We start from the raw sequence: 22146 nt of genomic DNA on the forward strand, positions 1-22146 counted from the left end.
TTACGCTCCTGGTACGTAGACGGGGACCAGTCCCATGCCGACGAGCCACGCCAGCAGGATCATCGGCAGGACAAAGTAGATGATGAGCGGGATGAACATCTTGGTCGGGTTGGCTTCCGCCATCGCGGCCGAGAGGTAGATCGGCGCGCCCACGGGTGGCGACGCCCCCTCCGTCGAGGTGCATAGCAGGGTGACGACGATCGCCACCGTCGGGTCGATGCCCACCGCGGTGAGCGCCGCGACTGCCGGGGCGCCGATGGCGGCTGCCGTCGCGGTGGAGGACAGCGGGGTTGCCACGATGACGGCGAGCACGCCGACGACGAGGATCATGACCCACTTCGGCAGGTCCATTGCCCCAAGCGTGTTGGAGAGCTGGTCGCCCACACCGAGTTCCTCCATGATGGACGCGGCCGCGAGCGCTGCGAACAGCGAGATGCCGACGGTGGCGAAGCTCGGTAGGTCACGGACGATTTGCGCCCTGAACTGGGCGTTGTTGCGGCGGATGCGGCCGGCGCCCTCGATGAGGGCGATGAGCGTGATCAACACCGGAACCCACACGATGATGGAGATGGCCTTGATGCCGTCCTCGCCGACGCCGGTGGAGTTTTTGAACCAGTTGGCCAGCGGGCCGATGGTGAGCAGCACCGGGATGATGATGCCGAGGAAGATCGACGGCGAGCGCCACCCCTGCGCCCACGCCTGCCCGAACGGCACGATCTGGTCCTTCGGGGTCTTGGGGATGCGGTCTTTCTTGGTCCAGAAGAACACGACCGCCAGGCGGTACAGCACTGCGTACGCGCCGGCGCAGGCCAGCGCCACGTACACCTGGCTTGCCGACGACGCCGCAGCCGCCGGCATCGCGAGAATGATGAACATGGTGGAGTTCGGCGGCAGCGCCACGCCCAGGCCGGAGTTACCGGCGACGAGGGTCGCTGCCCTGTTGGAGGAGAACCCGGTCTGCTTCATCCACGGGATGGTCACGGAGCCGACCGTGGCGGAGTTGCCGGCGGTCGAGCCCGCGATGAGCCCCATCATCGCTGAGGCCAGGGTGGACACGTAGCCCGCCCCACCGCGCAGCCGGCCGAAGATCGAGTTCAGGATGGTAATCAGCTTGTCAATCAAGCCCGTCGACTGCACAATGATCCCCATGAACACGAACGCCATACCAGCGAACGTGACCTCCGAGGAGACGGCCTTTTTAATTCCCAGCCACAGCAGCTCTGGCGCCCTCGTTCCGCCGACGAGCGCCACGCCGACCAGGCCGATCAGCAGCGCTTCTGCAATATTGCGCTTTAGCAAAACATTGAACACAACCGTGATCGCGATGAACACTATCAACGCAACGATGCCCATGTTCACTCCCTTCAACTCCAAATGGTGACGCGGCACACATTACGCGCTGGATGTTGTCGGGCCTATACGCTCAAACTAATTATCGACGCCACCCCTCCCCCATCAACGCAAAAACCCGGGCGGGTGCGTTGTTGCACCCGCCCGGGTTTGACCCCCAGTAGCGGTAATCCTTACTTCGCCGGGACGTTGACCGTTGCCAGGTCAGTGCCGTCCGGGTTATCGATGCTGACTTCCCACTGCAGTGCGCCGTTGTCCTCGTCGAGCTCCGCGGAATCCAGGATGCCGTCGTGCTGGTTGAGGGCGTCCTTGATGGCGTCCTCAATCGCCACGGTTGCCTGGCCCGCCTTCGCGACGTCCTCAGCGTCCTGCTCGGACTCCTGCTGCATGACGTGGTTGCCGTCGACATGCAGCTCAATGATCTGGTCGTCTTTGGCGACCTTGACCTCGAAAGCGTTGGTGTTGTTCTCGCGGTCGATGGAGATGACGGTGCCGAATGGGCGTGCCGCCTCAATCGCGTCGTACGCGGCGTCGTTGGTGGCCTCACCCGTGCTTTCCGACGCTGCCGCCGTCGTCGCCGTGGTCGCCACCGTGGTCTCCGGGGCCTCCGTCACGGTCTTTGTTGCTGGCGCCTCAGTGCCGCCGTTCGAGCAGCCAGCGAGCAGTGCCGCTGCGGCCAGGACTGTCAGTGTGCGCTTCATGATTGCTCCTTTGTTCGAGTTCAGAAAGCCCCCACACTACACGTTTTGGAGGTAGAGTGTCGCACAACAAAGGTTCACAGACGCGGAGGAAATTCACCATGACCGATGTAGAAAAGATTGAGCGCGACACGCTCCTACCTGCATATTTCGGGGAGTTCGGTGGGCAGTATGTGCCCGAGCCGCTCTACCCGGTGCTCGATCAGCTGGAGCGCGCCTTCGTCGAGGCCCGCGAGGACAAAGCGTTTCTCGACGAGCTCTCGCGCCTCCAAGCGAAGTTCCTCGGCCGACCGACCCCGGTCTACGAGTGTGCCAACTTGCCGAGGGTTGGGTCGTCGAAAATTTTCCTGAAGCGTGAGGACCTCGCGCACGGTGGCGCACACAAGGGTAACCAGGTGCTGGCGCAGGCGCTGATTGCGAAGCGGCTGGGGAAGAACCGGCTCATCGCCGAGACCGGCGCCGGCCAGCACGGCACCGCCACCGCCATGGTTGCCGCCCTGATGGGGATGGAGTGCACGATTTACATGGGTGCGCAGGACGTTGCGCGCCAGCAGCCGAACGTGCGCCGCATGCGCCTGATGGGCGCCACCGTCGTCCCCGTCACCAATGACACCGGCGGCTCCATGTCCAACGCCATCGACATCGCGCTTAAGGACTGGGTCGACAACATTGACTCCACCCACTACGTCCTCGGTTCCGCGTGCGGCCCCCACCCCTTCCCGACCCTGGTCAAGGAGTTCCAGGCCGTCATTTCGCGCGAGTCTCGCCAGCAGATGCTGGAGGACACCGGCCGACTTCCCGACGCCGTCATCGCCGCCGTCGGCGGCGGCTCCAACGCCATCGGCGCCTTCGCCGAATACCTGAAGGACGAGCCCGGCAACGCCGACGTCAAACTCATCGGCGTCGAACCCGCCGGCGAGGGCCTGGACACCGACCGCCACGGCGCACCGCTCAACCACGGCAAGCTGGGCATCCTGCACGGCTCCCGCTCCTACATCGTCACTGGTCAGGACGGCGAAGTGTTGCCGGAGTCTTTCTCCGTCTCCGCCGGCCTGGACTACCCGGGCGTCGGCCCCGAGCACGCCTACCTCCGCGAGATCGGCCGCGCCCAGTACGTCGCCGTCACCGACGAGGACGCCCTTCAGGCCTTCCGACTCCTCTCCCGCTACGAGGGCATCATCCCCGCCCTCGAGTCCTCCCACGCCCTGGCCTACGCCCTGAAGCTCGCCGAAGTCGCCGACGCCGACGGCCACGAACTCAACCTGCTGGTCAACCTCTCCGGCCGTGGCGACAAGGACCTTGACTACGTCTACAACATCCTCGGCGACCAACTCTTCGACGACCCCGAGCAAGCCCCCATCGGCGACCTCCACATCAGCGAAGTCCTCGCCTCCATGACCAGCTCCTCCAACGAACGCGAGGCAGGCCACACCGTCGCCCACTAGTTATTGGGTTCTTGAGGGCCCCTCGTGGGGCCCTTTTTTCTTCCCGCGCCTGCCTGTGTGCTGCCTGTGCATTCCCCGTGCACCACTTTCGCTCGTGACCTTTTGGCGACCTGTGCTTTTCCGCCCGCCCCCTCCCGAAACCCTGGAATTTGGTGCGCACTCCCTCCAGCTCGACACCAGATTCCCTCTTGGCGTTGCGGCGAACTGGGCTTTTATCAAGGCCCCCTCCCGAAATCCCGGAATTTGGTGCGCGCCTCCTCACAGCAGTGCCAAAGGACGCAATTCCATCTGCCAGATCCGGCAAAAGCCCAGGTCGCGAAAAGTTGGTTGCGTCCTTTGGCACTCACTCGGTTGGGGGGACACCACATTCCCTCCCGCCCAACCTGCGACCTGGTCTTTTGCCCAGGCGCCCTCCCGAAATCCTGGAATCTGGTGCGCCCTCCCTCACCAACGCAAAAACCCGCACCCCGGCCATAAAGACCAAGGGGTGCGGGCTCAAACCCATTTGCAATTATGCCCGTGGAAGGACTGCGAGCGGTAGCACGTCGATGCCGGTGGCAACGCCGTTGTTCTCGTCGCGGAACCACGTGCGGATTTGGTTGATCAACTGCATCATGTGGGTCCCTCCTTTCAAAGTGTGAAGGTTGTTAACCTTCTGTTCACGTTGAGGTAACTCTAGGGCCACAAAATTAGTTTGTCAACACCCACTATTGGCGTGTCGCAGGTATTTCTGGAACGAGTCCCGGTGGCCAGCACACTCATTTCCCCAGGCTTGAGGCAAAGGGCAACAACTCGTCTATAGTGGGATATGACATGAAGCCACCCAACGCCTCCATGTCAGCGCCACAAAGGTCCGGATCGTAATCGCACCGATTGCTATCCGGACCTTCCCCTTTTCCGGCTTATCGCCGACACCAGGTTTAGGCATCTCGTCTCACCCCCTTTCCCACGGAGAGGTGGCCCCAACTAGCCAGGGCAAGCCTGGATCCACCACACCAGCGGTGGAGACTCGCACCGCTAGAAAAGGGAGCGCTTCGATAAAGCGCTATTCCAAAGCTTACACAGCCGCTTTCCCGATTCTCGCCCACGGCTGAACCGCAGAAATACCCCGATCCATTCAAAGCGTGGGATTAGAAGCGTGCGATGCAGGTCGCACATTCGCACTGGCCAAGGATGATTTCTGGCGACCAGCGTCGCACTCCTTTAACACCTCGACCGGAATGAAAACCAACGAAAACCAACGAAAACACCGGAACGAAAACAACCCCAAAAACCTCAATCTACAAGAACGGGTACGGGTCCCACCCGGTGAAGTATTCGATCCGTTCGCGCGCGATCAGCAAAATGGCGGCCACCACGGCGACCAGCACGATCGCCAGGAACGCCCAGCCAATAACCCGCCGCACCCCGCTCGCCGCCGTGCCGTCTTCGGCTGGGGACAGGAAGTGGATGCTCATCGAAAACAGGGTGGGCAGCCCGGCGCCGAGCAGCATGCCTACGCCGAGGACCATGAGTAGTGATTGCAGCATTTCTGTCTCCTATTTGCCCATGTGGTTGAGGCCGTGGGTGGTGTCGACGATGTGCGCGGGTCCGGTCGGGCCGGTTTCGGGGCCTTCGGGGCCGTCGATTGGGTCCCAGTCGTCGTTGACGTTGTCGCGGTGTACGGGCTGCAGTTGCGCGCGGTAGAACATGTAGCCGCCGCCGATTGCGAGGATGACGGTGAGGAGGATGCCGCCCCAGACGAGGTCGCCTCCGATTGTCGACGCCCACTTCGCCACCCACCACGTGACGAAGGAGATGGCTGCCGCGATCGGCAGTGTGGTGATCCAGGCGAGCGCCATCCTTCCGGCGACTCCCCAGCGCACTTCACCCTTCGGGCCCGTAAGGCCTGAGCCCATGATGGATCCGGTGGCGACGTGGGTCGTCGATAGTGCCATGCCGAGGTGGGAGGAGGTCAGGATGATTGCTGCGGACGATGTTTCCGCGGCGAGGCCTTGTGGCGGGTGGATCTCGACGAGCCCTTTGCCCAGTGTGCGGATAACGCGGAACCCGCCCGAGTAGGTGCCGATGGCGATGGCCAGGGCGCACGCTGCTTGGATCCAGAAGGGCATGGTGTGGTCGGCGTCGAATTGCCCGGCGGCGACCATGGCGAGGAAGATGACGCCCATGGTTTTTTGGGCGTCGGAGGTGCCGTGCGCGAGCGCGACGAGCGACGCGGTCCCGACCTGGCCCCAGCGGAAGTAGGTGTCGCGGTGTTCGTGTTCGGCGTTGGCGGTGAGTCGGTACACCAGCCACGTCGCGACGGCCGCAATGATCCCCGCGACGAACGGCGCGAACACGGCGGGCAGGATGATCTTGTCCAGGACGCCTTCCCACACGACGCCTCCCCACCCGATTGCCGCGATCGCCGCGCCGATCAGCCCGCCGAACAGCGCGTGCGAGGATGAGGACGGGATCCCGTACAGCCAGGTGAACAGGTTCCACATGATGGCGCCGGTCAGCCCGGCGAACACCACGAGCAGCAGCTTTTCGGATTCGATGGTGTCGGTCAGGTCGGACCCGTCCAACTTCACGATGCCACTCGCTACCGTCTTGGCCACCGCCACCGACAGGAACGCCCCTATTAAATTAAGGACGCCCGCGAGCGCCACCGCCGTTTTCGGCTTGAGCGCCCCCGTCGCGATGGATGTGGCCATCGCGTTCGCCGTGTCGTGAAAACCGTTCGTGAAGTCGAAGAACAGCGCCACGGCGATAATCAGAATCAGAAGGATAGTGATACTCACAACGTCGAATTATTCCCCTCTCCAGCGCGGAATGAAACTCTTTTCCACTTTTTACCTTTTGTTCACCTCTCACCAGGCCTTTTCCCAGATTGTCCGCCCGTTGTTCACCTTCTGGGGCTGGTATGGGGGTGTGTTCGTGTTAGAGTCTGTGCCAATGAGGACACGCCGAGGTTGGGGAGGTGTACCGTGAACGATTCCGCTGCGTACGTTCCTTTTCCGACGTTTGCTGAGTGGTCCAACCAGGCGAATGGGCATGGGGCGTTTGAGCGACTTGCTGCCGAGTTTCGGCGTTTCGGGGCGGAGCAGCGTGCTCGCTATTCGCGTGAGTCGACGCGCTTTGCTGCCGTCGATACGAATGCGATTGAGGGGGTGTTTCGTTCGGATCGTGGTTTTACGTATTCCGTGGCGAAGCAGGCGCATGGTTGGGAATCGGCGATGGAGGAGCGCGGTGTCCATGCGCGGCCGTCGTTTGAAGCGGCGATGGACGGCTACAACTTGGCGCTTGATGTGGCTACGGGCCGCTGGCCGTTGACGGAGGCGTTGATCCGTCGCCTGCACGAAACGATCATGGCGAGCCAGGACGAGTATGAGGTCAGGGTGCTGGTTGCTGGTGAGCTTCGTCGCCAGAAGCAGCCACTGCAGCGTGGCGTGTATAAGTCCCAGCAGAATTCCCCGGTGCGTCCGGATGGTTCGCAGCACGTGTATGCGTCGCCGGAGGAGACGCCGAGTGAGATGCGGCGCCTGGTGGAGCAGTGCCGTTTGGATGAGTTTGTGGCGGCGCATCCGGTGGTGCAGGCGTCGTATGTGCATTATGCGTTTGTATGCGTGCACCCGTTTGCTGATGGCAATGGGCGTGTGGCGCGGGCGTTGTCGTCAGTGTTTTTGTACCGGGATCCGGGTATCCCCCTCGTCATTTTCGACGACCAAAAGCACCACTACTACGACGCCCTCGAGAGCGCCGATGCGGGTGTGTTCCGCCCGTTCATCGATTTCATTGAGCAGCGGGCGATTGACACGATGAACGTCGCGATGGTCGAACTCGGCGGCACAAATGACGTCGATTCCGCCCTCGCCGACCTCGGCGATACCTCCGCACTCCGTCTGGCGGACATGGTGTTCACGGAGCTCGAGCGCCAGTTCGGTGCACTCCAGCACCCTCTTTTCGACGCCACCATCGCCCGTACCTGCACCACTCCAACCTGCGCCGATACCGGCTACCTCCCCGTCATTGCCGACGCCGACGGCTTTTCCTTCTCCCTCACGCCGACCTCATCTTCCGGCTCCCAAGTGACCGCGAACTTCAGCGTGTTTGCCAATCTGCAGGCTACCGATCGTCCCGAATACATCGTGGCTTGTACGTATGCGCAGCCATCTGGTCGTCCTGGTCCACGGAACCTGGAAGTGTTTCGTCGCGAGCTCACCCCGGACATCAGCCTGAGCCTGACTGCCCGCATCCGCGCCTGGTCGGCAGCCGTACTCGCCGACGCGGTGCGGGCGTTCACACCCGAAAGCTAGAACGGCAGGTGTTGTTTAATTTCCTTCGGTAGCTGGTCTTTGAGCGCAAAGAATAGTCCACCCAGGAGAGCGAACAGCGTTACGGCGACCGTTGCCACGATTCCCGCTGTGCTCATCGAAGAGCCCTCTTTTGTCGGCGCTGGAACCGGCGTGTTTGGTTTCGGCTTAGCTGGCTGATCTACGGGTGATGTTCCTGTCACAGTTACCGCAGACGGCGTGGGGCTTGTGGTCTCTGAGTTCTTCGTGGGTGCCGGTTTCTGGGCTGCCGTTACGGTATTTGAACTAACCGGTGCAGCTGTGGTTGTTGTAGCGCGCGTTGGCGTCGCGGATGTCGTGGTGGATTTCTTAGACGTCGTCGTCGGCACTACCAGAGTTGGCTGAGACTTTGTTGCCGCAGTGGTGGTTGGCGCAACCGTTGGAGTTGTCGTGGCTGCTGGTGGTACTTGCTTAGTCGTCAGCGAAGACTTTGGTGTCGCCGTCGTTGGCGTCGGAGTCGGCTTACTCGTGTGCACGGGCGTCGACGCTTCGGTGGTGGGCTCTGGTGCTTCTGGTGTCTCTTCTGCTACGAGAGACTTGAGCGGCTGTACCTCGAGGGTGCCAGTGATGACGTCGCGCGAACCATCGTTGTAGATGACTTCAGAGGTGATGGGTACCTTGAACGTCTCAGGGTAGATTTTCCCTCCAGTAAGGCGCAGGTACATAGCAAACATGCCGAATTCGTTGCTGTAGGTTTCGTATTCCAGCGGGTACGGTGCATCGAATTTCAGGACGTTGATTTCCGAAACATCTGGTCCAGCAGCAATTACGTGGGTCCAGTAGGTGTTCTTGGGACCTACGCTGTACGCAGGGACAGTGGTGATTTTCGGGTCGTACAAGTCGGCCATCGACATTTGAGGCTCGTCACTTTCGATGAGCCACGCTGCAGGATGCAGAGTCTGCTTGCTCTGCACCTGAGTCGTTTTTCCGTCGTGGAACGTAACATCCCAGGAGAGATCAACCGTAATGGTCTCTGGGTATCGGCGATCGCCGTCCAGCCACATTTCGATCTCACCAGCGTAGTTGGGTTCGTCCATGACTCTGTACTGCACGCCCTCGGCTGATGCTTCGAATTGCGCGAGCTTGACCGTCGCTACATCTGGCGATGGCCCCAAAGTGTACTGGTATATCGGGGTGGTGGTGACGTCGTAAGACTCTTCTTCGTTGACTGGGGGAACCTCGTTAGGAACCAAGCTGGGGTCCGTTTGGATCCAGAGAGTTCCATCGACGTTCGTGATTTCCCCATCGTTGAACTCCACCTCGGTTGTGATGTCTACCGAGATGCTTGCGGGGTACTCCAGATTGTCGTTTAGCCAGACATTCAAGCCAACTTCCCCGTCGCGGCCTTCGACTGCCTCATATTTGACGCCGTCTGCAGACGGCTCAAATTTCACGACGCGCGCTGACTTTACATCCGGGGAATCAGTCAAGTGAGACCAGTACTGCGGTGTCCCGTTGAGATCATTGAGTTCTTCCCAGCTGATGTACGGCACTTCGTTGGGCTTTTTCATCAGCTCCAGGACTGGGTGGATGTTGGTGGTGCCTGTGAGGCGTTTGGTGGAGCCGTCGTTGTAATAGATGATGGCTTCGACGTCGAGGGGGATGGTTTCGGGGTAGATGCGTCCGCCGGTGAGTCGAACCTTGTAGGTTCCTAGTTGGTCCTTGTTTGTGTAGTCGGTTTCTACTCCTGGTAGGTCCGTGTGGAGTTTGAGGATCTCGACGTGGTCGGTGACGTCGGCGTTGTTGGAGATCGCCCAGGTTGAGGTCCAGTCAGGTCCCGCTGTGTGGCCGAATGAGTGGATGTCTGCGTCGTAAAGATCCGCCTGGGTCAAGTGATCAAGCGCGTGGGGGTCTTTGGAAGCCTCGTCGTGTGCAACCATTACCGGAAGTGGGTGGATGTTGGTGGTGCCTGTGAGGCGTTTGGTGGAGCCGTCGTTGTAATAGATGATGGCTTCGACGTCGAGGGGGATGGTTTCGGGGTAGATGCGTCCGCCGGTGAGTCGAACCTTGTAGGTTCCTAGTTGGTCCTTGTTTGTGTAGTCGGTTTCTACTCCTGGTAGGTCCGTGTGGAGTTTGAGGATCTCGACGTGGTCGGTGACGTCGGCGTTGTTGGAGATCGCCCAGGTTGAGGTCCAGTCAGGTCCCGCTGTGTGGCCGAATGAGTGGATGTCTGCGTCGTAAAGATCCGCCTGCGTCACCTGTTCAGCTGCCGACGCTGACGCAGTGACAAAGGGCGAGTTACTCGGAGCTACGACTGAGCTTGTACCGAGTGCGATAGCGATGGCAACCGCGGCTATTGAGCGTTTCATGGGGGCTCCTTTTGGCCTCTCGAAATATGGATACCCACATCTTAAACTGCCACCCAGACATTTCCTTTGAACTACTCAGTTTATATCCATAAATGCAGGTCAGGAGCTAATTATGGTTTGGATAAACCGCTTTTGCTTGACTGAGCAAAAACCTTTGGTGCTAGTTCACGCTTCCGCTATTGGACCTAAAACGGCAACCCCACTAACACGAACGGCACGATCGTCCCCGCTACGACCGAGACCACAATCGTCGCAATCCCCAAGTCCTTCCGCTTCCCCTCCTGAAACAGCGACACCACGCCGAGCGTCAGCCCAGCCGCCGGCAGCACGTACCGCAGTGGCTCCCACCCGATGATCAGGAAGGTCTTCGCAACGGCGAACACGAGACCGAGTACAGCGACAACTAGCGCGACGGCCCCAAGTGGGTTCGCCCTCTCACGACCCGGTTGTGGCATCGTCCCTCCATGAATCTCGTTCACTCACAAGGCGTTTCACTGTAAGTGAATGGCGCTTCTCCCGCTAGCAAGACAACCCAGCAAGCTTAAAGATTAGCCCCGACATCGCAAATGGCCTCAACACTTATTAAAACCGCGTGACCTGGTACTTTAAGGAGAGTTCTGATTCCTAACGCTGCCTCGAAGGCTGTGGTAACCTTCCAAAGGTTATTACCAAAAACTTTCCTGACTGGAGAACAACTGTGGATTTCGCCAAGCTCAAACCAGGTAACCTCAACGTCGACATCAACACCATCGGTGCTGTCTTTGGCATTCTCGCCGTCATTGCTGCCATCGTCGGTGGCGTTGTCGGGTCTGGCGCTCTACACGACCAGTCCGGTAGCTCGCGGGGTGCGAGCATGCAGGTGATCACCCCAACCCCCGCCGTTACTGCTCCGGCGACGGAGGAGACTTCCGAGAATGAACCGGCTGAGGATTACCTCAGCCCTGCTATCCGTGAACACAGCAAGCACGCCGAGGATCTTGCTAGCAAGGCGGAAGAATTCATTCGGCGTCAATTCGAGCTCAACCGCCAGTCCGAGGAGCTTCTTGGTCGAGCGGATGATTTCGTCCGTCAAGCAGATGAGATGATTCGTCAGCGCGAGGCGGCTGGTCTGTATTAGTCCACCTTCGCAGCAAAAATTTTGGTGCATCCCACTAGACGGGGATGCACCGTTTTATTTAGGTACTGGGTTGTGCAGCCGTGTTATTGCAGGCCCCAGCTTATCGACGCCAGCTCTGCCATCGCCTACATTTCGCCAGCAGTCGCTTTGAGTTCTGCCGCTTCGAGATCACGTAGGGTGACGCCTCCGTGTGTTTTCCAGGCAGTCTTGCCTGAGGTGGATGCCCCCGTGAGGGAGTTCGATGAGGTTAGCGGACCTCTCTCGGTCCATACGCACTGGAGCAGGCGCGGAATCGACCAATTCTGCTCGCAGGATCGAATCTTCGAGGGCGACGAATCCGTCGCTTGTCCGCCGCCTTTCCTGGAGGCTTCCTGGGCATTCAGGTACAGCAGCGGCTCCTCACCGGGCTGTGGTGGCTCCGATGCGTTGTGCGCCGAGGATTTGGCGTCATCGGCCGGCTCAAACGCCCGATAACCCAGTGAACTGATCAGGATTTTCGCCATCCGGATAAATTCGTCCAGCTCGCCCCGGTGACCGCCACCTTCAAGGAAAGCGATTGTTTTTACGACTCAAAGTCCGGACCGCCACGCCTCCTGTGCTTATGATTGTTTTCTCAGAAGGAATCAAAATTAGCGAAGGGATCCGGTCTTGACCACTTCAGCTGTCGACGAAAAGACAATACTCTTCAACGCAATTTTTAGGGAGCAGTGGCTAAACTTCATCAACAAATACCCTGCCTTACCCCCGATCATTTCAACCGAATCTTTCACAATAGACCTAATGGATGCGCTAGCATCCATTCCAACCATCGCGGACCCATCGAATGGCAATTCTGCGGCTAGGCGGTGCCAATTTGTGGGGCCGTGCAGCTATCAAGTCGTTCGATTCGATGGAAAGGTTCGGTTCTTAGAATTTCCCCACCCGTGGCCTTACGCCAAGCTGGGTAAGGCACTCATCGACAACTGGGATAAGCTAGGACCGCTTTGCGACACAGCGGAATCTCTCCTGAGGCCACGCCTCGATTTAAATTCGAGTCGAATAATTGCGTTTAACTATGGCGATAGAGAAGACGAATGGCTGTCGGCGCTGGACGAAGCCGCGCCATTCGTAAATGGGCGCTCCTCGTTCGATGAACCAAGGGTGCTAGCCCTAGACATAGCCAATTTCTTTCCCTCGATCTATACGCACGCGTTGGACTGGGCGATCTCCAAAGGAAGATTTAATTCGAGAAATTCACTAGGCAGCTCGATAGATTACGCATACACATATGTGCGTAATAACCGCACGGATGGGGTATCTATCGGTCCGATCACTTCTAATATCGCGGCTGAAATAATTCTTAACGAACTCGACAAATACCTACAAGACGCGAAGCGCAAGGGCGAGCTCGATTTTCGCCGTTACGTAGATGACGTCGAAATTTTGATACCAGCGTCAACCGATCCATCGGAACTGATCAGCGATATTTCGATGATCTTGAAGAAATACTCACTAACACTTAACCACACTAAACAATCTTACTCGACGGTTTTTGACTTCCTCGCGAACGATATCGGCACTATCGCTAATCAGTTTCTAGAAACATGGCGCGAGTTCCCATCTCGAGGAAAACTGAAAGTGTTTATTGTGGAAATACATCAGTTCTCCCAAAAGCACCAAAAAATGTCATTGCCTAGGTACTTATGGCCGAGTCTGCTCACAAAGGCCAAAGAAGCAGGTCTGTTTTACGAGTTCTTGGTGGAATCTATGTATCTTCTCCCGATGCATCCAGAATTAATCCAAGGCTATACCCAGACAATTGCTGACTCGCCCGAGCTGATAACCAGAATCGCGAAATCTCTTTCTGCGAAGGAGTTCTTGACAAAACTATTCCGAGATTCGCTTCGCATTGGGTCTGTCGAGTTTACATGTTGGCTGATTTACCTTTCGGAGCTCTTGACCCTCGATCTGAGCCACGTAATCGGCGACTTTGTGCAACAAGTGCTCAGAAAAAATGGCACCGGATCAGCCAGCCAATTCCCGCCCAGCTTGCCATTAAGTTTCTCGGACGCTGAAGCCTTACGGAATCAAATGAACCCCATACTCGCGGTGTGTCTGCTCCACTACTCATATGAGCTGGAAAAATACAACCACGGGGTCTCTAATTTTACTACTAATCTTCGAGACCTGTTGTGCACCACGTATACGACCCCTGGTAACTGGAATGATGCTCGGATGGCCGAGTGGTCACCCGAATGACCGATCCGGTACGAACTATGTCGCAACGGTGAGATTAGTATTTCCAGCCTCTCCGCAATCGAGAAGAGGTGTTTTGAGATCATGATTGACCACGAATTCAGTTTGCTAGCTCACCCCTGAGCTGCGGGGAAAGAACCATCTAGCGTCGCGGGAGGCTGGCCCGCCAGTGCCAATTTACAGCCCTATCACCGTAGGTCGGTTTCGCCTCTCAAACCGGCTCTTCCGGTTTTAGAGTGCATTGATTTTGTGTCGGATGTTGGCGGCGTGGATGAGGCACCGCAAGATGCAGCGGTCGAGGTTGCAAAAGCCGAGGGCGATGCCGCGTAGGAATTCCAGCCGACCGTTCATCGCTTCGACAGGCCCGCTGGATACTCCGTGGTCGAAGTAGGCGAGGATGTCTTTGCAGCGCTTGTTCATGGTCCTGCCCAGCTGCGCGATCTCAGCGACCCCGGCGTCTTTCATACCAACAAGCGTGTCGATAAGCCTGCGCATGGCTAGGTGGTGTATCGGTGCTTTCGAGTATGTGGTTGGTTTCGGGGGCGGGGTTGGGTAAGCATTAGGCGGCGATCTCCTTGCACTGCTGAAATTGACGCGCGAAGAGCTTTCCCCAGGTTTGACCCCGGTCACCCTGGAATGAGTATTAGCATTGTAATTGGAAACGGAGGCGTTTCTGGCAATCGGTGAGTACTTTACTGCGAAGCCGCTTGCCTTGTCGCTAATCACGTTGCCAGTGTCTAGCGCCTCAGCTTTTCGACGCGAGCTCTACCCCGCCTGCATCGAATAAAGATCGGGCGCATTGTGCTGAGCGCGGGTAGTTGGTACCGCAGCCGGGGGTTGACCGGCGAGAGCCCAGAAGCGAAGTCGGGTTTCGCCGGTCAGTGAAGGCTAGCTGTCTACGGTTATCTGAGCGTGCGCGAGGTGTCGGCGCATGTCGTAGTCACCGAGTTCGATGCGCTGTCCGGCGTTGAGTCTGCTGACCAGTGAGTCCGCGCTGATAGGGTCAGGCCCAGTTTTTCGAAATCCGGCTGGTCATAGCACTTGCGGCGGGCCCCGCGATGGTCGCTGACGTGCTCGTCGAAAATGATGGGTCCAGCTGAGTAAACGACTCCTTGGTGATGCCGTGGTCAGCGATGAGTGTCTTGGTTTTGGCGATATCGCGTCTAGAGCAGTCAAGCGCTACTGCAATAGCGGAGTAGGTTGCCCCCTCTAGACACAGTGTCATGATGTCTTTGAAGTTGGCCATGAAAGGTGATGACGCGCCGGCACGGGTTGTGCCAACGCCACCTATACAATGATCGAAAATGAATGACGGTACCACCTACCTGGAAACCCGGTACCAACTACGCGGATTACCGGTACCAACTACGCCGAAACGGCACGCATTGGGATGTGGTGTTTGGTGCAACAATCGAATCCCGGCGGCCTGATACGAAAAGTCGCATCCGACCGCCGGGCCGTCTAAATATTCCAATTTCCCGGGGCCGCCTTCGCGTAGTCAACCCCGATCGTCTTGAAGTGCTCGTGGGCGGCATCAATCTTCGCCTGCTCAGTTGTGCGCAGGAGATGCTCGAGCACCGTGCTCTTTGTTTCGCGGATCATGTACAACTTGTCTTCGCCGTCTACCTGTTTCACGATTGCCCAGTCGGGGTTGTATGGCCCGACCGGGGTATCAATCTTGAACTTCGGCGGTAGCTTTAGGAACAGTTTGATGTCTTCGCGGTCGTCGAGGAGTTCGGCGAACCGGCGCTCGGCTTCGGAGTCGTAGACGACGAAGTCGTAGTCGGTTTTCTCGCGGTTCTTGACCTTGTACAGGTTGTCCAGGAAGTATTGCTTTTCTTCGATGCCGTCTTGCTGAAGTTCGGTGAGCGAGTACACGCTGCCGCCGATCTTTTCGTATTGGACGCCTTCGGTGACGATTGAGGCGAGTTCGGCTTCGATGATGCCTTTGACCATCTTGATGTAGTCGTTCGGGTTGGAGATGAACTCGTCGAGGCGGTCACTCTGGATGAGGATGTCGATGATCGTTCTGCGGGTGAGTGACGTTGCTTCTTGGAGCTCAGAGACGATATCCGGCAGCTTGTACCCGCCTCGCAGCTCCGCTGTACGGCTGCTTGTTTCTGAGCCTTTGGTGCCGCCGCGAGCAACAGTCAACCGGGCCTTCTTCACTTCGATTCGAAGGGGTGCAATCTCTTCAGCCTTCTTGATCTTCTGTACGGCGTTCTTGATCAGTACATCGCGATCAACTGAGACGCTATAGGTCGTGCGTTGGCTGATCTTCTCCCAGAATTCTTCGAATTCGCGCGACTGAAAGTACAGCTGCTTGTTCAGTTTGCGCGTCGTTCGAGCACGCTTCGGTTTTACGTAATGCTCAATATTCGCGCGGCGCAGTACCTCGATGACCGCCTCTTCCACGGGGCTGTACTCTGCTGCCAGGCCTAGGGAGAAGTCATCGGCATCCGGGGTGAAGGATGCGGTGACGTAGCCGTCTTTGTTCAGGAAGCCACGCTGTTTCAGGTGGTCCCAGATCTCGGCGGATGTAGTGAACCCTAAGTTTTCTTGCTCTTCCGCGTCGGGTTTCGGCAGCTTGGCAAAGTCGCCTTTGCGAATGTACCCAATCGCCACACCGGCCTTCTTGTATTCCTTTTGGAGGTTGGTGGCGAACTCTTGGTAGGACTCATTAGCGACGACGGTGAGCTGGGCAACGGAACGGTCCGCTACGCGCTCGCCGTGCTGGTTCACAGGAAGTCGCAACCCACGCCCAATCGTCTGGCGGCGCTCGGTCTCGGATCCCATTTCACGCAGGGTGCAAATTTGAAATACGTTCGGATTGTCCCAACCTTCGCGCAGCGCGGAGTGGGAAAAGATGAATCGAACCGGTTCGTCTTCGCTCAGCAGCCGGGCCTTGTCCTTCATGATGAGGTCGTAGGAGTCATCATCCTTGGCTGTGACACCTGAGGTGTCGCCGTAGACGCCTTTTTTGATCTGCGAGAAGTATGCACGCCGCAGCTCAATCGGATCCTGTGGGAGCAGGTCTTTATACTGCGGGAATCGGTTTCGTTCTTCGATGAAGAGCTCGTCGAACCACTGGGCGAACTTGCCGTCGGCAGTGGTGTTGTCGGCGCCGTCTCCGAGGTAGCTGGCCACTTTATCCACGAAGAAGAGGCTCAGCACCTTGATGCCGAGGGGGCGCATCAGCGTTTCTTTGCGGAAGTGTTCGCGGATGGTTTCGCGGATCATTTCGCGGTAAACGGTCTCGTCGTTGCCACCGATCGTTTCGCCGACTTGGAGAATGCCGTGGTTGGTCAGCTCGATAAAACCGCGACCGTCGAGGTTTATTTCATTGATTCGCCAGTTGTTGTCGTAGGCGGGGTTGCCGGTGACCTTCTCGAGGTCCTGGTTCTGCTTCACCTTCTTCACCTGGCGGGCTAGCGATCCGTCCTTCTTGCGGCACACCAACTCGAGGCTCGCCTGCCACGGATTGCTATCGATGGAAAGAAGTTTGATGTACGGCTTGGCGTCGCCACCATGCTCCGTTGCTTCCGCCACAACGATCTGTTTGACCAGGCCCAGCTCATGAGCATCAACCGGGTCCAACCGGTAGGTAACGTTTCGTGTTTCGCGGTGTGTCGCACTGTAGCGAAGGATGAACGCCGGATCCATGCCTGCCAGCGCCGTTTTGGATAGTTCAGATTCCATGTTCTGCGGCTCATCCATGATCAGAATCGGCCGTGTCGCACGCAGAAAATCGATCGGGCGCAACCCGTTGAGCTTGTCTCGGGTTTGGTTCATGATCAAGTTGTTTCCACGACCACGCACGGAGCCGATCGTCATGATCATGATCTGAATGCTTGTCGACGTCGCAAAGGATTGCACTTCCTCAGCGTTTTTACCGCTGTAGACCATGTAGTCAAACGGCGACGCAGGGTATAGCTGGCGGAAGTGGTCGTGCATCAGCTCGATGCTTGTTTTCACGCCTTCGCGGATCGCAACGCTGGGCACAAGAATGACAAACTTGGTGAAGTTGTATTTCTCCGCCAGCTCAAAGATCGTGCGGAGGTACACATAGGTTTTGCCGGTGCCGGTTTCCATCTCGATGTCGAACTGGAGGCCGTCAATAAGCTCTTTTGCAGGCTCAAGCCCGTGCTCGTTTTGCACGATCTTGAGGTTCTCGAGCACAGTTGCTTCATCGAGTAAGAAGTTGTTGCCGACGGCCCCAATCTCTTCACTCAGATCTATGTCAAGCGCCTGGTTGCTGGTCTCTGGCAGAACTCGTTCGGTGTGGAACGTTGTGAGAAAATCCCCGGCGTCGTTCGGCTGGCCCTCAAACAGGTCGGTGACTGAATCAATCGCCTGAACCTGGTACTCCTGCTTAGCATCAAACTTGAATTTCATGTTGATCCTTTACGTCGTCCAGAGTTCGATGCCGTTGGTCTTGCAGATTTGCGCCAGGTTGGTTTTCAGCTCGTCGTCGCCTTGGAAGGCATCCTCGAGCATGATGAACTGAGCTGGCTTGACTTCCATAGCCTCACGAAGCTGTGCCAGGGTCGGCTTGGTGTGTTCATCGAGGTAGGCGAGCACTAGCGTGTCTTCTTCACCGTCTTCGTCATCGACTCGGACCACCGCTTTATACGACAGACCGTCGATATTGCGGTCACGAATCTGCTCAACCAACGAGTGGCCCTGTTTAAGCAGAATCTCAGTGAGTAGGTCATCAGGGGTAGCGTTGTCATCGGCGCTTTCACGGAGATCCAGTAGGTGTTGCTCTAGAGCAGTCGCGTCGGTGTCGGAGTCGGTCCGCCACTTGGTGAAGTTGGTGTCGGCGAGCTTGTAGGAACGGAAGCCGGTATCTAAACGGTCTAGGTCTGCGTGGTTCTGCTCTTGGACGCTCTCGCGAACACTGTCCGAAGCTTTTCCGATCCGCACACGAGATATATCCGCGATAGTTTTGAATCCTGACTTCGCAGCACTTGACTTTTCGGAAAGTGGTTCTGGAAGCTGGACCATTATGAAGCTTCTGTCTTTGAGGTCTTCCGAGTTTAGCTCGAACGTAGCATGTGCTGTGGTGCCGGAACCAGCAAAGAAATCTAGCACGATATCGCCTTCTGCGGTAGAGACCATCGCAAGAAGCTTGACTAAATCGACAGGTTTCGGATAATCAAACCAATTCTTGTCTATTCCTAAGTCGTTGATGTCCGTTGATCCCGATGATGTAGTGATGTCCATCACAACATCCTTCATGGTCGTAGTGTCTACATTCCTTACCTTTGTGTAGACTTTCCAACCTGCCGCAGTATTGGTGAAGAATAAGTTGTGGCCTTCTTCACTTACCTTCTTCCGGCTCCATCTGTTGGCGTGGAATAGATGTGTCCCATTATTGTTTCGCTTCGGTGGGATTTTTATGAACCCCTCATGCAAATGGGCTTCGGAAACATTCTCGGTCTTAATCTCTTTGCTGGAGGGGTTGTAATAGATGTCGTATACCAGGTTTGGGCGGGTCTCCTCGTTGAAAGCCGAGTTAGTATTATATAGCTCATTTTTTACAACGTAGGGTCCGTAGTCATCATGCTCGATCTGGTAGTTAAAACCCTTGTAAATCGACGGCATTAGCTCCTTTAGCGTTCTGCCGGGGCCAATAAATTCCCCAACCTGTTTGCCATTGCGCGCGTAAACAAAAATGTACTCTTTAGTTCCGGCTGCACCGCAACCTGAAATCTGGCGGCCTTTGAGGTTGTTAACCCATACAAAAGTATTTACGTGGTTGGCTTCACCAAAAATTTCATCAGAAATCTTCTTTAGGTGAACGCTCTCATTGTCATCAATCGAAATGAAGATCACGCCATCGTCGGTCAATAGGTTCCTCGCCAGCTTCAACCGTGGGTACATCATGTTGAGCCAGTTGGAGTGGTACCGACCCTCGGACTCGGAGTTGGACGAGAGCTTCTTGCCATCTTCGTTGACCTGCTTGGACCACTCGAGGTAGGTCTGTAGGCCCTCTTTGTAGTTATCGGGGTACACGAAGTCTTTGCCGGTGTTGTACGGCGGATCGATGTAAATCATCTTGATCTTGCCGTGGTAGTGCTTCTGCAGAATCTTCAGCACTTCGAGGTTGTCGCCCTCGATGAATACGTTCTTTGTGGTGTCCCAGTCTTTGGAGTTTTCCTTATCCGGGCGAAGCGTCGCAGTGGTTGGGGTTTGCGCTGCGCGCATCGCACGCTTCTTACCTGGCCAGAACAGGCCGAAGCGTTCGCTGGTGTCTGCTACGTCCCCCCCCCCCTAGTAATTCTTTGAGTTTTTCGACGTCAATTTTGCCGTCGGCAACCGCTTCCGGCACCAACTCGGCGAGCTGCTCGGCCAGCTCGGTACGGAACTCGGGGCTGCTGCCAGGAACTTCGTTGATCATGTCTCGCTCTTCGTTCATTGTTCTTCCCTTTGACTACCTTCGTTTACGCCTTGATCTGCCACCGGATAGTGAACAGCTCTTTTTCAGATCTCTTGCCTTGAAGCGACTGCCTAATCAGAATAAGCAACTCGTCGACATTGTCGCGCAGGTTTCGCTTCTCTTTTCGATATTTGTCCTCGACCGAATCGATCTCGTCGTCAAGATTTCGAGCCTTCTTCTTGAACCGCAGCTGCTCCATCGGGTCGTCAGCTTGAGTAGCTTTCCTACGCAGGTCCTTCCGCTTCTTCTCAAGCTCACGGACAGCTTTCCTGCGCTCCGTGTCGAGATCAAGGATCTGACTTTCAAGCAGTTCTTCCTGCTGGTTGTAGTAGCTCGAGTTGCGGTGCTGGACTTCTTTTTCCAGAGAATCCCGCTGCTGCTCGATCGCTGCCGCAAACAGGTCCGCGTTGAGCGGCCCAGCTATATCCAACGTGTCGACGACGCGCAGATCCATCATCTCTGCTGCATCTTCTTGGTTCAGTACCTCGCCGGAATCGGTGATGCCTGCCGCGAGTAAGTAGCTCTCGGAAATATCGCTGTCGTTGGCTTTCATCCTGAACGTCAAACCCCGGACAACCAGGGACCCAGACTGTCCGGCCAGTTCCTTCATGCGGGAGCTGACGCGGTCGGACTTGCTGATGTCGAACACGAGAGTCTGGCACGGCGTATCCGCCGTCAAAGCGCCATCGATGACGTACTTCGCTAGGTCGCTGTGATAGCGGTACTGCTTGGAATTACCACTTGGCGAGGACTTGAAGTGGTAGCGGCCAGCCGCAATGCCGGCAGCCGGTGGCGTGTTCAGCACGAAGTTGCGTCCGTCGCCTTCAAACGTTGCCTTGCCTTGTAAGCGGTTGATGGTGAGTAGGAGGAGTAGCCGCTCAAACTTGTTCAGTATTTCGCCAGACTGCTCGTCGTAGGATTTCAAGCGGTCACGCACTGACGGATCAAGGTTGTCGAACACCTTCGCTTTCGCTTCAGCCATGTCCTTGCTCACGGTGGCGGCGTACTTCTTCTCAAGCTCCTGGAACGCCTGATTGATCTCATCTGCAGTGCGGTAGCTGTCGTAGATCTTCGCAATCTCCTGAGCGAAATCGAAGCCACTCTCAATGCGGCCCAGCACTTCGTCACTGGCTCCAAAGACGCTGTCGAAGAGGTGGAATTTGTTCTCCAGCAGCTCCAAGATGCGCGCCTCAGCAGCGTTGCCCTCATTGAAGAAATTGACGATGACAACGTCGTGCTTCTGTCCATAACGGTGAATGCGGCCGATACGCTGTTCCACCCGCTGCGGGTTCCACGGCAGGTCGTAGTTGATCAGCATCGAGCAAAACTGCAGGTTGATGCCTTCGGATGCCGCCTCCGTCGCAATCATGATTGAGCCGGAGTCACGGAAGTAGTCAACAAGAGCTTTTCGACGATCTGCCGACGGGTTGCCGGTAATGACGTCGCTACCATCATTCTTTGTGAGCCACTCTTGATAAATCGCAGTCGCCTCAGGCGAATCGTTTTGGCCGTTGAACAGCACCAGCCCTTCCCCGTACCCTGCTTGCCGTAGCGTTTCCGCGATGAAGTTTTGGGTGTCGCTGTACTCGGTGAAGATGATGGCCTTCTCCGGGGCACCGACCTCACGCAGCCGCGCGAAACCACGCTCAATGGCCTCCCCGAGTTTCAGTGACTTCTGATTCTGGTGAATCGATTCCGCGAGCGCTGCGTACTCTCTGAGCTCATCGATCTCGCCCTGCACTTTCTTGCGGACTTCTGGGTCCGACCAGTCCTCGTGCTTCTCCACGAGGTCCCCGAATGCTTCATACGCTGCCTGCTCCTCATCAAGCATGTCGCTATCGAAATCAAACAGCGGTATACGATCGCTCTGCGGCTGGCCTGCTGCCAGTTCCTCCGCCAATCGGTTCGCAGTTCTACGCAACGTGATCCCGACGGCGTACGTCGAGGAGCCCAACCGCTTGCGCATCACCTGCGAAGAAAGTGCTCGTTGCGAGTCATTGAACGCATACAAAGTGTCACGCTGAAGGTAGGCATTAACGAGGTCATAAAGATCCAGCTCTGCCTGCGAAGGCTGGAACTTCACCGTCAAGACTTAAGTGACAAAATGTGTGCTTTTCTCGGCGTGTCGACTTAAGTGACAAAATGTGTGCTTTTTGGGGGCCGGGATGGGTGGGTTGTGGGGTGTTGTGCTGGGGTTATGAGCGTCCTGCCCAGCC

Annotated in this window: 16 protein-coding genes and 1 pseudogene; 4 read left to right on the top strand and 13 right to left on the bottom strand. The window is 57.1% G+C overall.

The genetic code is table 11. The features are described 5' to 3' along the window. Both BJP06_RS09845 and BJP06_RS09850 read right to left on the bottom strand, forming a co-directional pair. The gene (locus tag BJP06_RS09845) at positions 1 to 1353 is read right to left on the bottom strand and encodes a TRAP transporter large permease subunit (RefSeq protein WP_071573724.1); all 1353 of its coding nucleotides are present in this window, start codon (positions 1351 to 1353) and stop codon (positions 1 to 3) included. 170 nt (positions 1354 to 1523) lie between these two features. Then, positions 1524 to 2051: a PepSY domain-containing protein gene (locus BJP06_RS09850; RefSeq protein WP_071573725.1), complete on the bottom strand. Its 528-nt coding sequence runs from the start codon at positions 2049 to 2051 to the stop codon at positions 1524 to 1526. A gap of 98 nt (positions 2052 to 2149) precedes the next feature. Here BJP06_RS09850 and trpB point away from each other — a divergent pair, with 98 nt between their 5' ends. Beyond that, positions 2150 to 3493 (top strand): tryptophan synthase subunit beta, encoded by a 1344-nt coding sequence (gene trpB / locus BJP06_RS09855; protein WP_071573726.1) that lies wholly within the window; start codon positions 2150 to 2152, stop codon positions 3491 to 3493. A 1280-nt stretch (positions 3494 to 4773) separates the two neighbouring features. Here trpB and BJP06_RS09860 read toward each other — a convergent pair. Beyond that, positions 4774 to 5022: a hypothetical protein gene (locus tag BJP06_RS09860; protein WP_071573727.1), complete on the bottom strand. Its 249-nt coding sequence runs from the start codon at positions 5020 to 5022 to the stop codon at positions 4774 to 4776. 9 nt (positions 5023 to 5031) lie between these two features. After that, the gene (locus BJP06_RS09865) at positions 5032 to 6276 is read right to left on the bottom strand and encodes an inorganic phosphate transporter (protein WP_083433278.1); all 1245 of its coding nucleotides are present in this window, start codon (positions 6274 to 6276) and stop codon (positions 5032 to 5034) included. A 186-nt stretch (positions 6277 to 6462) separates the two neighbouring features. On the opposite strand from BJP06_RS09865, the gene BJP06_RS09870 reads away from it, so the two are divergent. Then, positions 6463 to 7791: a Fic family protein gene (locus BJP06_RS09870; protein ID WP_071573728.1), complete on the top strand. Its 1329-nt coding sequence runs from the start codon at positions 6463 to 6465 to the stop codon at positions 7789 to 7791. On the opposite strand, the gene BJP06_RS09875 is transcribed toward BJP06_RS09870, so the two are convergent. Both BJP06_RS09875 and BJP06_RS09880 read right to left on the bottom strand, forming a co-directional pair. Next, positions 7788 to 10136 (bottom strand): hypothetical protein, encoded by a 2349-nt coding sequence (locus BJP06_RS09875; RefSeq protein ID WP_071573729.1) that lies wholly within the window; start codon positions 10134 to 10136, stop codon positions 7788 to 7790. The genes BJP06_RS09870 and BJP06_RS09875 overlap by 4 nt on opposite strands. Positions 10137 to 10321: 185 nt before the next feature. After that, the gene (locus tag BJP06_RS09880; RefSeq protein WP_071573730.1) at positions 10322 to 10591 is read right to left on the bottom strand and encodes a hypothetical protein; all 270 of its coding nucleotides are present in this window, start codon (positions 10589 to 10591) and stop codon (positions 10322 to 10324) included. A gap of 242 nt (positions 10592 to 10833) precedes the next feature. Here BJP06_RS09880 and BJP06_RS09885 point away from each other — a divergent pair, with 242 nt between their 5' ends. Beyond that, positions 10834 to 11253 carry a hypothetical protein gene (locus BJP06_RS09885; protein ID WP_071573731.1) on the top strand — a complete coding sequence of 140 codons (420 nt, stop codon included), beginning with the start codon at positions 10834 to 10836 and terminating at the stop codon, positions 11251 to 11253. A 125-nt stretch (positions 11254 to 11378) separates the two neighbouring features. On the opposite strand, the gene BJP06_RS09890 is transcribed toward BJP06_RS09885, so the two are convergent. After that, positions 11379 to 11756 (bottom strand): hypothetical protein, encoded by a 378-nt coding sequence (locus BJP06_RS09890; RefSeq protein WP_071573732.1) that lies wholly within the window; start codon positions 11754 to 11756, stop codon positions 11379 to 11381. Positions 11757 to 11901: 145 nt separating this feature from the next. Here BJP06_RS09890 and BJP06_RS09895 point away from each other — a divergent pair, with 145 nt between their 5' ends. After that, positions 11902 to 13491: an RNA-directed DNA polymerase gene (locus BJP06_RS09895; protein WP_071573733.1), complete on the top strand. Its 1590-nt coding sequence runs from the start codon at positions 11902 to 11904 to the stop codon at positions 13489 to 13491. Between the two features lie 228 nt (positions 13492 to 13719). Here the strand turns inward: BJP06_RS09895 and BJP06_RS09900 are convergent. The 6 genes and pseudogenes from BJP06_RS09900 to BJP06_RS09920 all read right to left on the bottom strand — a co-directional run. Further along, positions 13720 to 13983, bottom strand: a pseudogene (locus BJP06_RS09900) (transposase); the annotation flags it as partial. 508 nt (positions 13984 to 14491) lie between these two features. Continuing rightward, positions 14492 to 14734 carry a hypothetical protein gene (locus BJP06_RS09905; RefSeq protein ID WP_071573735.1) on the bottom strand — a complete coding sequence of 81 codons (243 nt, stop codon included), beginning with the start codon at positions 14732 to 14734 and terminating at the stop codon, positions 14492 to 14494. 215 nt (positions 14735 to 14949) lie between these two features. Continuing rightward, complete coding sequence (locus BJP06_RS09910) at positions 14950 to 17883, bottom strand: DEAD/DEAH box helicase family protein (protein WP_071573736.1); 2934 nt, start codon at positions 17881 to 17883, stop codon at positions 14950 to 14952. A 9-nt stretch (positions 17884 to 17892) separates the two neighbouring features. After that, entirely contained in the window at positions 17893 to 19698 is a 1806-nt protein-coding gene (locus BJP06_RS09915; protein WP_255365838.1) for a site-specific DNA-methyltransferase, read from the bottom strand. A gap of 10 nt (positions 19699 to 19708) precedes the next feature. Next, positions 19709 to 19909: a hypothetical protein gene (locus tag BJP06_RS12350; protein ID WP_255365839.1), complete on the bottom strand. Its 201-nt coding sequence runs from the start codon at positions 19907 to 19909 to the stop codon at positions 19709 to 19711. Positions 19910 to 19934: 25 nt separating this feature from the next. Then, positions 19935 to 22013 (bottom strand): helicase-related protein, encoded by a 2079-nt coding sequence (locus BJP06_RS09920; RefSeq protein ID WP_255365840.1) that lies wholly within the window; start codon positions 22011 to 22013, stop codon positions 19935 to 19937. Between the last annotated feature and the right edge of the window lie 133 nt (positions 22014 to 22146).

It is taken from the genome of Corynebacterium sp. NML120713, assembly GCF_001875735.1.
GTDB lineage: Bacteria > Actinomycetota > Actinomycetes > Mycobacteriales > Mycobacteriaceae > Corynebacterium > Corynebacterium pseudogenitalium.